The sequence below is a fragment of the Butyrivibrio sp. LC3010 genome (assembly GCF_000424385.1).
Taxonomy (GTDB): Bacteria; Bacillota; Clostridia; order Lachnospirales; family Lachnospiraceae; genus Butyrivibrio.
The window spans coordinates 108,975-118,416 of record NZ_AUJU01000017.1 but is presented as its reverse complement, the minus strand read 5'-3'; the positions used below and the strand labels follow the sequence as shown (position 1 = coordinate 118,416).

General features: G+C 37.9%; 11 protein-coding genes, 1 tRNA gene and 1 rRNA gene. All 13 read right to left on the bottom strand.

Features of this window, described 5'->3' with window-relative positions:
- Positions 1-145, bottom strand: a 16S ribosomal RNA gene (locus G622_RS0112410); the annotation flags it as partial.
- 460 nt (positions 146-605) lie between these two features.
- Positions 606-693: transfer RNA gene (locus G622_RS0112405), tRNA-Ser, on the bottom strand.
- Between the two features lie 140 nt (positions 694-833).
- Positions 834-1,388, bottom strand: a complete 555-nt coding sequence (locus G622_RS0112400) for a Fe-S-containing hydro-lyase (protein WP_026510989.1) — start codon at positions 1,386-1,388, stop codon at positions 834-836.
- Positions 1,389-1,420: 32 nt separating this feature from the next.
- Positions 1,421-2,263, bottom strand: coding sequence for a fumarate hydratase (locus tag G622_RS0112395; RefSeq protein WP_026510988.1), 843 nt, complete (start codon positions 2,261-2,263; stop codon positions 1,421-1,423).
- 1 nt (position 2,264) lies between these two features.
- Positions 2,265-2,687, bottom strand: coding sequence for an HIT family protein (locus G622_RS0112390; protein ID WP_026510987.1), 423 nt, complete (start codon positions 2,685-2,687; stop codon positions 2,265-2,267).
- Positions 2,684-3,319: a rhomboid family intramembrane serine protease gene (locus G622_RS22795; RefSeq protein ID WP_044957600.1), complete on the bottom strand. Its 636-nt coding sequence runs from the start codon at positions 3,317-3,319 to the stop codon at positions 2,684-2,686. The genes G622_RS0112390 and G622_RS22795 overlap by 4 nt, the downstream gene beginning before the upstream one ends.
- A gap of 2 nt (positions 3,320-3,321) precedes the next feature.
- Positions 3,322-4,323: an SCP2 sterol-binding domain-containing protein gene (locus G622_RS0112380; protein ID WP_026510986.1), complete on the bottom strand. Its 1,002-nt coding sequence runs from the start codon at positions 4,321-4,323 to the stop codon at positions 3,322-3,324.
- Between the two features lie 62 nt (positions 4,324-4,385).
- Complete coding sequence (locus tag G622_RS0112375) at positions 4,386-5,822, bottom strand: DUF6382 domain-containing protein (RefSeq protein ID WP_026510985.1); 1,437 nt, start codon at positions 5,820-5,822, stop codon at positions 4,386-4,388.
- 21 nt (positions 5,823-5,843) lie between these two features.
- A complete protein-coding gene (locus tag G622_RS0112370) occupies positions 5,844-6,317 on the bottom strand; it encodes a TadE family protein (protein WP_026510984.1) in 474 nt (157 codons plus the stop codon).
- The gene (locus G622_RS0112365) at positions 6,304-6,774 is read right to left on the bottom strand and encodes a prepilin peptidase (protein WP_026510983.1); all 471 of its coding nucleotides are present in this window, start codon (positions 6,772-6,774) and stop codon (positions 6,304-6,306) included. The genes G622_RS0112370 and G622_RS0112365 overlap by 14 nt, the downstream gene beginning before the upstream one ends.
- A gap of 19 nt (positions 6,775-6,793) precedes the next feature.
- Positions 6,794-7,672, bottom strand: a complete 879-nt coding sequence (locus G622_RS24680; RefSeq protein ID WP_049945832.1) for a hypothetical protein — start codon at positions 7,670-7,672, stop codon at positions 6,794-6,796.
- A gap of 81 nt (positions 7,673-7,753) precedes the next feature.
- The gene (locus G622_RS0112355; RefSeq protein ID WP_026510982.1) at positions 7,754-9,238 is read right to left on the bottom strand and encodes a DUF5702 domain-containing protein; all 1,485 of its coding nucleotides are present in this window, start codon (positions 9,236-9,238) and stop codon (positions 7,754-7,756) included.
- Positions 9,177-9,419 (bottom strand): Flp1 family type IVb pilin, encoded by a 243-nt coding sequence (locus G622_RS27140; protein WP_330363610.1) that lies wholly within the window; start codon positions 9,417-9,419, stop codon positions 9,177-9,179. Before G622_RS27140 ends, G622_RS0112355 begins: the two co-directional genes overlap by 62 nt.
- Positions 9,420-9,442: the final 23 nt, after the last annotated feature.

The following is a 9,442-nucleotide window of genomic DNA, read 5'->3' as shown; positions in this document are numbered from 1 at the left end:
GTTGCCCACGCGTTACTCACCCGTCCGCCACTAAAGATTATCAAGATTCTGCCGAAGCTTCATCAGCGATAATCTTCCGTTCGACTTGCATGTGTTAGGCACGCCGCCAGCGTTCATCCTGAGCCAGGATCGAACTCTCACGTTTAAATGTTTCTCAAACATCTCTGTTTAAGATCGTTCGTCTTCTGACCAGAACTTAAGCTTGGCTTTTGTTCTGTCCGTTTTACCTTTAGTTAGGTTGTTTTGTTCTCTGAATATTCTTTTTGGAATTTTCAGGGTTGCATTACTATTTCATTGTCAAAGTGCTTTGTCTCGGCTTATCAGCCGCAACTCATTTAGTATATCTTGTTAGCAGCTTTTTGTCAAGAACTTTTTTATTTTTATGTTCGCTTTATCAGTGTAGTACTGATTCCTTCCGATTAGTAGCTATCACTCGCAGCGAGCGAATATAAATATATCACTGCCCCCTATTAGTGTCAATCACTTTTTTTAACTTTTTTCAGTTTTTTAATAAATTTGGATAAAAGGTTCAACATAACCAGTATATTGTAAGGAATATAGCATATAAAAATCCCCAGCAAATAAATTTGCTGGGGATAAGCTAACGGAGAAAGAGGGATTTGAACCCTCGCACCGCGTGAACGGTCTACACCCTTAGCAGGGGCGCCTCTTCAGCCACTTGAGTATTTCTCCATGTCTGAAAACCTCTACCAAATGGTATTCAGTTGTTCGTAAATGCTTTAGCATTGACGCAAAATTTATTATACAAATCCAAAAGGTTATTGTCAACTAATCTTTTCAAATAAATCACAATATTTGTTTTTGGAATGTATTTATTTTTCTCCATTAAATTCTTTGATTGCTGTTTCGTACAGATTACTTCCGTAACTGTCTATCACAACGATGGCCGGAAAGTCTTCCACTTCAAGTCTTCTGATTGCTTCTGTTCCCAGATCATCATAAGCTACTACTTCTGCTTTCTTTATTGATTTTGACAAAAGTGCACCGGCCCCTCCGATTGCAGCAAGATAAACAGCCTTGTTTCTGACAATTGCATCTATGACTTCCGGTGATCTTTTTCCTTTTCCAATCATTCCGCACAATCCCATATCCAGTAATCTTGGAGCATATTTGTCCATTCTGCTGGCTGTGGTGGGTCCTGCAGACCCAATAGGTCTTCCATCACGGGAAGGTGACGGTCCCATATAATATATCACATTGCCTTCTATTCCTATAGGTAATTCCTGCCCGGCGTCCAAAGTCTCCATCATCCTTTTATGAGCAGCATCCCTGGCTGTATATATTACTCCGGAAATATATACCATATCTCCACTGTGTAATTTCTTGATTGTTTCAGCAGAGAATGGTGCTGTAATTCTATGTTCCATGTAAAAATCCTTCCATCTGAACTGTTGACTATTTAGATAGTAATACTTCTATGCCTGTTAACATGACAGCATATATTAACCGCTACAGGTAAACCGGCAATATGGGTCGCATAAGTATTAATGTTAACAGCAAGTGCTGTAACAGTACCTCCAAGTCCACCGGGGCCAATGCCTGTCTTATTAATCCTGCCAAGTACTTCTTCTTCCATTTCTTTTACATATGGTATATTCGAGTGCTCCCCTACTTTTCTTGTAAGGGCTTTTTTTGCCAGTAAAGCACATTTTTCAAAGGTTCCGCCAATTCCAACTCCAACAACCATAGGCGGACACGCATTGGGACCTGCATCCTTTACCGCCTGAACTATAGCATTTTTTACACCCTCTTCGCCATCAGCGGGTTTGAGCATATATATCTTGCTCATGTTCTCACTGCCAAAACCTTTGGGAGCTATTGTTATCTCTATATTATCTCCCGGAACAATATCATAATGAATAACAGCCGGTGTATTATCCCCTGTATTTACTCTTAAAAGAGGATCTCCTACTACAGATTTTCTCAGATATCCTTCAGTATATCCAAGTCTCACTCCTTCATTTACGGCATCAGAAATTGAACCACCTACAATATGGGCTTCCTGACCTACATTTATAAAAAACACTGCCATTCCCGTGTCCTGACATATCGGAATATTTTCTTCCTTTGCAATTCTAAGATTCTCTTCCAGCTGCCCGAAAATCTGCTTTCCAAGCCCAGACTTTTCCTGATTCTTAGCGTTACATATCGCTTCTTCCATGTCAGAAGATAATGTGTAATTAGCATCAATACACAGTTTTTTTACAGCATTGGTTATTTCAGAAACACTAATATCTCTCAAATCATTCCTCCGTATTCACACGAAGCCTTGCACAAAGATCCTTTAATTCTTCTGCAGTCGGCTCTGTTGGTTTCCATAATATATGCTGCCCATCATTCTCATATCTTGGAATTATATGTAAATGAAAATGATTAACAGTCTGTCCTGCCGCGGAACCGTTATTCTGAACAAGATTTATTCCATCAGCATCAAGTTTTTCTTTTAGTATCCCTGCCATCTTCTTCGCAAGCTTCATTGCATCTGCAGCAATATCATCAGGAAGCTCAAAAAGATTAGCATAATGATCCTTGGGCAGGATGAGACAATGACCTTTTGTAGCTGGTCCATTGTCTAAAATGATATTAAATCTATCATCTTCATAAATTGAATTTGTCGGGATATCTCCATTTGCGAGTTTACAAAAAATACAATTTGAATCCTTCATAACCATTCCTCCATTGTGTATTCTTTTTTACTTATTATCGTTATTAAAAATGTAATTATTACCCCGCATAACAGTCCACCTATGTGTGCGGCATTGTCAACATTAGCTGCAGTAAATCCGCTATAGACAGATAACATTACCATTAGAGCAAGCCTGATAAGAAGATTGGAGCCCTTTTTCAGGTTCTTTCTTCCGTGTATGACTATTATTATTACAGCACCAATAATCCCAAAAACAGCCCCGCTCGCTCCAATAGAAGGTATAAACTCCATATGCAGAAAGTCATATGCAACACTTGTGAGATTACCACCTAAACCAGATAAAAAATAAAGTATCAGGTATGGAAAATGTCCGATATCATGTTCCACATTAGCTCCAACGAAGAATAATATGAGCATATTATTAAAAAGATGCTCAAGATCTGCGTGAAGAAACATAGAAGTTATGAGTCTGTAATACTGTACTCCTGCCAGCACATAATCACTTCTCTGCTCAAATCTCTCTATAAGTGAATCACCAAAAACAAAATTGATAGCAAAACAGATGAGATTAAGGAGAATGATTATTGTATTAATATATGAGGTTTTGAATATTCCAATTTGTCTATTCCAAAAAACTTCTGTTTCGTCCAATACTATTTAAACTCAAAAAGCTGATCCATACTTCTCAGCAGTTTGAAGTCCCCTTTCATTTTCAGATTACCTTCCATAAATGCTCTCTGGAATGTCATTCTTCCTGACACTATCTGTTCCAATACAGATGTATTCATAGATGCGTGAACACTGGCACCGCTGATTTCGCCAAGCTTGCATTCTATGTCCTTATTATCAATCCTGATCATTATATCTTTATCTTTTGTCTGATCTAGCAGTGAAATCTGATAAACAGCATGTAATCCTGCGACAGGCTTGAAATGATTTTTTAAACTGTTAACAAAGTCCTCCGCGTGTTCTGCTCCGTGGTCCTTATCCATTTTGTCCCTGAAGATACTGCTCAATTCAAGAATATCTTCTTTTTGCTTCTGTACATATTCTTCATTAGAAATGTACTTTGACAACTGTTCCGTTTCCTGCGGAGTGAGATCTGTTATCTTTGTGATTGAAACTCTGTTCTTAACTGCCTGATTACTGGTAGGCAAAGATTCTATTTTCTGATTAATGCATCTATAGATATTCTCAGCTTTCTTTTCAATAAGATTCTGATAGCTTGAATTCCTTTCAAGTGTTGAAGAATCAGCTATATATCCACATATTCCATCAAGAGGGATTCCACCCAGTATCTCCCAGGCAGAAGACAGCTCCATCATTCCTTCACGCTCACCATGGGTTGTGGACATGACAATCGGAGCCATATATAGACCGTTTAATTTGTCTTTATCACCGTAAAGCCAGCATGCATCCAAAAACTGGTGCATGTATCCTCCAATCCCAAACCACTCTACAGTTGACGCAAGAATAATACCATCCGAATTTTTTAATGTTCCCGGAAGGGCTGTGATACCGTTTTTCTGCTCGAAAAGGTTGAACTGCTCAACCTGTACATTAAGCTCCTTAAACACTTCTGTCATTCTTGAAAGGACCAAAAGTGTAGGGTCATCTATTATTCCTCGGCCACCATAATATATATTGATCTTCATACCATACTCTCCATGAAAAATGAATCAGACTAAAGCTTATTATATCATAATTCATATCTTTTTTAGCGATATGCAAAAGCACATTTTCCAAAAGAAACCTCATCATCTATGTTGAGTTCGGCTTTTTCATTTGGCATTAATCTTCTTCCATTAATATATGTTCCATTCGTGGAGTTTAAATCCTGTATCCATATAGAATTATTTCCATTCTCAGATTTAAAAATACGTGCATGCATTCTTGAAACTGTCTTATCTTTTATAACAGCATCCGAGCATTTGGCGAGTTTACCTACCACAAGGGGCAATTTTCCAAGATTTATATTGTCCAGTTCTGTATCATCAATGGCATAAAGCTTATGTCCCTGTTTCTGAAAATCAAGTGAAAGCAATACAGTTTCCTCGAATCCCTCTTCATCACTAAAGTCATCCCCGGATTTTCTTACTGTTCCCCCGGGAGCATATACTTCTTCGTCTTTATATATGACAGTTTCTCTATGATTTCCTATGTTCCCATCAAAATATCTTTTACTATTTTTGTTATCTGAAAATTCGTCATCCTTTTTCTTTTCAATCTCTTTGTTCTTTTTATTATCCTTATCACTTTTAGCTACTTTATCTTTTTCTGAATTTCTATATTTAAAAAAGTTATCATTTTTCCTTAACTGAAGAATCAGACACGATAGCGACATGAGAACCGACACCATAAAGACTGCAATATCCAGAAGGTTTTCCTCATATGTAAGAATAAATGCGTATCGAAGATAGACCAGCACCCCGGCCACAATTGCAAAGAGTATTGCCATAAAAAAGCTCCCTTCAAACGGAAGCTTTATACCTATCTTTTTTTCAGTTGCATTTTCAGCATCATCCGGATCAGGTTCAGAATCATCAGTGCTTTCCAAATCCCAATCCTCATAATTATTCACAAAATTCTTCTCGTCTATACTTCCTGTACTAGTTGTTAAATCACTCACATCTGAAACAAGACTCCATAAATAATTAAAGTCCATACCGTTATCACATATAGAATCCAGTAATTTGTAAATGAGTCCCTGTGCTTTATCATCTTCTAGGTCTGCAAATTCGAGCAGTTCTTCCAAAAAGCCGCTATCCAGGATATTTTCATATCCAGGGTCATAGACAAATGAAAAGCTCCCACTGGAAAAATCCTCAAAAATGGTTTCAGGTGACAATACAATATGAGATGAATCCAAGAGATAGTCTTCCAGATTTTTTGCAGCTAAAACATAGGCTTTAAACAGCTCTGCCAACCTGTCATAGCTCATCTTTCTATTTATATATTTATTTTTGATGCTTTGCTTAGAATCCATTTCATAATATAAGTCAAAGCATCCATCCATATTCCTAAGACTAAAAGGAAGCAAACCTTCGATAGAATTGTTTTCCAGCATTCTGTATTGAAACATGTTCTCATCATTTACATCTGCTTTCAGTATTAAGTAGTTATGCTTCGCATCTTTATAATATTCTATTTCCATAATTCTTCTGCCTCTCATCCATTAATCATTTGTTAATCCCTTGTATATATCTTTTATTCTTTTAATTTTTCTGATTGACTGTGCAGGCTTTAAAATTTTTACACATGCTGCCGCCTCGGATTTCCACAGATCAGGAATTCCTTTAAAATATCCGAATAATGCATCGTGATTTGTAGTTGTGATGCCCTCAACCTTTACTTCATTACCATTTTGCATAGCCTTAATATCAGGCTTACTGCTGCCAAAGTAGCTGTCTTTTGTTTGCTCAGCTTCATGGTCAGTAATGTATTGGGCAGCATTCCCATAGCCCTGCTTCTCATAAAACAGGCCTGATCTGAAACCCAGGATATACACATCCTGCGACAATATACATCTTGAATGGACAAAAAATGCCATATATATTATCAACACAATTCCGAAAATCGCGGCAGGAACAACCAGGGCTGCCTCCACACTCATATATCCATCAACCCCGGATTTGTTAACTGAGCACAAAGCATGTCACCCCCATCCCAGCTGTCAGAAATGGCATGAATGCCAAGGTGGTTTTTCCACTTGCTTTCCTGAGAATCAACAATGTTCCTCCAACTATCGCAGAAAACAAGAACGCTATCATAATTGTCAGCATCAGATTCTCTAAACCTAAAAAGGGGCCCAGGGCAAATATCATAAGCCCATCACCTATTCCAATATTTTTCCTTGATATATAAGAAATTGCGATTAGAATAATCCCGGGTATCAGTGAAAACATCATTTCTTTTGGACCTGATATTTTCATACTCCAAAGGTATAACCAGTAAATAAGTGAGAGAAACAAAACAGAGGATGGTATAGATATAGGGATTGTTTTCTCTCTGAAATCGCAAATAGCTGCGATCAACATAATTATCATAAATAGCACTCTGAAAATGAGTCCTATGACCTCCTTATTAATTATTTCACAAAAATCCATCTTTATCCTTTCTATAAATCTAGCCGGCGCAATCTTTACAGGGAGTTTTTCCAACAGCTTCAGATATCGGTACTGTTTTTATGGTTCTTTTGATCTTGCTGCAACTACTTTTAGTGTGATATCTGTTTCCATAATTAGTTATGTACACTGTTTGCCCGGCTCCCTTCCCGCATGCTTCACAGGGGTAATATTTTGCTCCACCAATATTTCTTTTTACCGACAAGCCCGACTTGGTTATCTTTTTTACAGAAAGCTTGAGATGCGAGCAGTCAAGGCTTTTGTGATATGCAGATCCATTTTCTGTGATATATACAAGTTCTTCTGCTTCATCATCGCTATCTGACTGTCCACCGCCCAATTCATATCCGGTAAATGCATGTCCATATAATCTTCCTTCAAGCGGAAACTCCTTGAATCCCGCTATTCCAAACAGTGGATGAACTTTATAGGTTGCAACAATATCTATTATGTCTCCTGAAGAGTAAAACGCACTCTCAACGAACTTCAGTCCTGATGTTCCACCGCTTATAGGACTGTTATTAAGATAATTTTCGCCCAGATATTTTTTAACTTTCTTGCCTGCAGTAAAAGAATTAATTGCTCCTATTCCCGTATTCAAATTATTATCATCTGCAGCGTTGCCCAATGTATGCTTTACCATCGCCTGCTCCAGCATAATCTGACTTCCTGCTTGATGAAGGGCTGCTTCCAGATCGCACTGCAACTTCAAAATATCAAATATTGTCAGCAGATTGACAAAGAAGAATAGAAAAATAGGGAGTATGATAGAAGCCTCTACAGTTACAGAAGCAGCCAGTGACGGCCTTTTTCCACTTGCCCGAAGAAGCATGTCCTTTTTATTTATTTTTTTATTAGAGTTCTTCGAACGAATTTCCATTTTTTTACCTTTTTTTGTTTAATTTCATATTTTCCTTTTTTATATAATCGAAAAAGGCCATCACTGGCTACTTCTTGCCTGTTACTCAAACATTTCATAACCATAACTGCGTTCTATTTCTATTTTCTTGTTATAGGGTCCATTAATCTCAAAATCTGCACAAAGAATATCAACACAATCGTCAAGCTTAAAATTTAAATTCCCCTCTGTTTTCCTTATGTTCATCTCTATTACATCCATAAGTCTCATTGTCTTTTTCTCTTTCTTCTCCAGATAAATGAGTATATTGAGATAGTCCTTGTAGCTTAGTCCTGTCCCTCCGCCATCTTTGAGATGATCTCTGAACTCAAGCATATGCTCCAATGACAGATTCCAGGTTGATGCGGTTTTTATTATTGGTACTTTTCCTCCACTTAAAAGAATCCTTAAGTCTGAGATAGTTTCTGCAAAGGACCATGCAAATATAATCGCCATCATAATCTGATGCTCAAGTTCCGGAAGTGTAAGCAGTACCGAGGCCGTTAAAGCCAGAGCTTGTGCTTCTGCACGCTTAGATGCATCACCCATGATGTGTGCAAAATTAGCGGCTTCTTTCCACACAAATATCGCTTCCAATGTTTTTTCAAGATTGGCATAATCGCTATCTTTTCCTGCAAATATGTACTCAAGTTCATATTGTAGCTTTGACCCCTCTAGTTCATTTCCATAGCAACCACATTTTTCATGCAGGTATTTCTCAAACAGATGGTTCGGGCCAATTCCCTTTTTTTCAGATTCATCAAGTCCGGTACCCTTTTTCAGGCTTCGCTTAGATGCGCATCCGGACGAATCAATCGCAGCACTCGATATTTCATCAATGTCAGGCGCTGCAAGTGGTAATATTCCTATTCCTCTTTGAGCTGTTACCTGACTGGCAGGATTGTCTGCATAATATGTTTCAGCTTCTCCATCTCCGTCAGTATCAGCGTAATACGGGCTGGAAACTTCCTTTTCATTATCCTTTGCCTTGTCATCAATATCGCTCTTATCAAATCCACAGCTTTTTAATTCATCCACATTTTTCTGAATACTTCCTATCGCTGCATCAAGAGGATCACCTTTCATATATTCTATGATCTGTCTTCTTAAGACTGCTCCCTTCTTATCAGTTGCAATCGAATATCCTGTGATATTGAGATTTGCCAGCTTCGCCGGCATTAAGGTTGTCCTTCCCGTGAGCATACCTACAGAAGTACGTTCGAAATTCTTTGAAAAATAGTTTTCCAGATGATCTCTGGTATTAATCACAGAACCATTCGACGTACCATATGAGGTATCGATAAACAGAAGACCGTACCTGTCAAATAGCGCTCTATTGTATTCACCCAATACTGAATTCATTGCTATATCTACAGATAATTCCGACTTCATTTTTACTGCACCGATTCTTGCACTTTGTAAAAGTGCAAGAACAAGTGACAATATTATTGTTATGGACAAAGACAGGTATACTGTCAGATAAGCATCAACCTGTGACTTTTCCGGCTTTTGTGTTGATCGTATTAAATATTTCCTTAACCAGTCCATCCGTTTTCTCCTTAAATATGATTACAAGTCCAATAAGAACTACGATGATGAGGATGACTTCGACGGTTCCCATACCGCTTTCATCTTTTAATAATTCCTCCACCTTCTCTCTGGCTCTTCCTGCAAGAAATCTTGCCTGTGCTTTCATTAAAGTTACTTTGTTTGAAATATTTAGTTTCATATTTCCTCCTTAAAATTTTATTT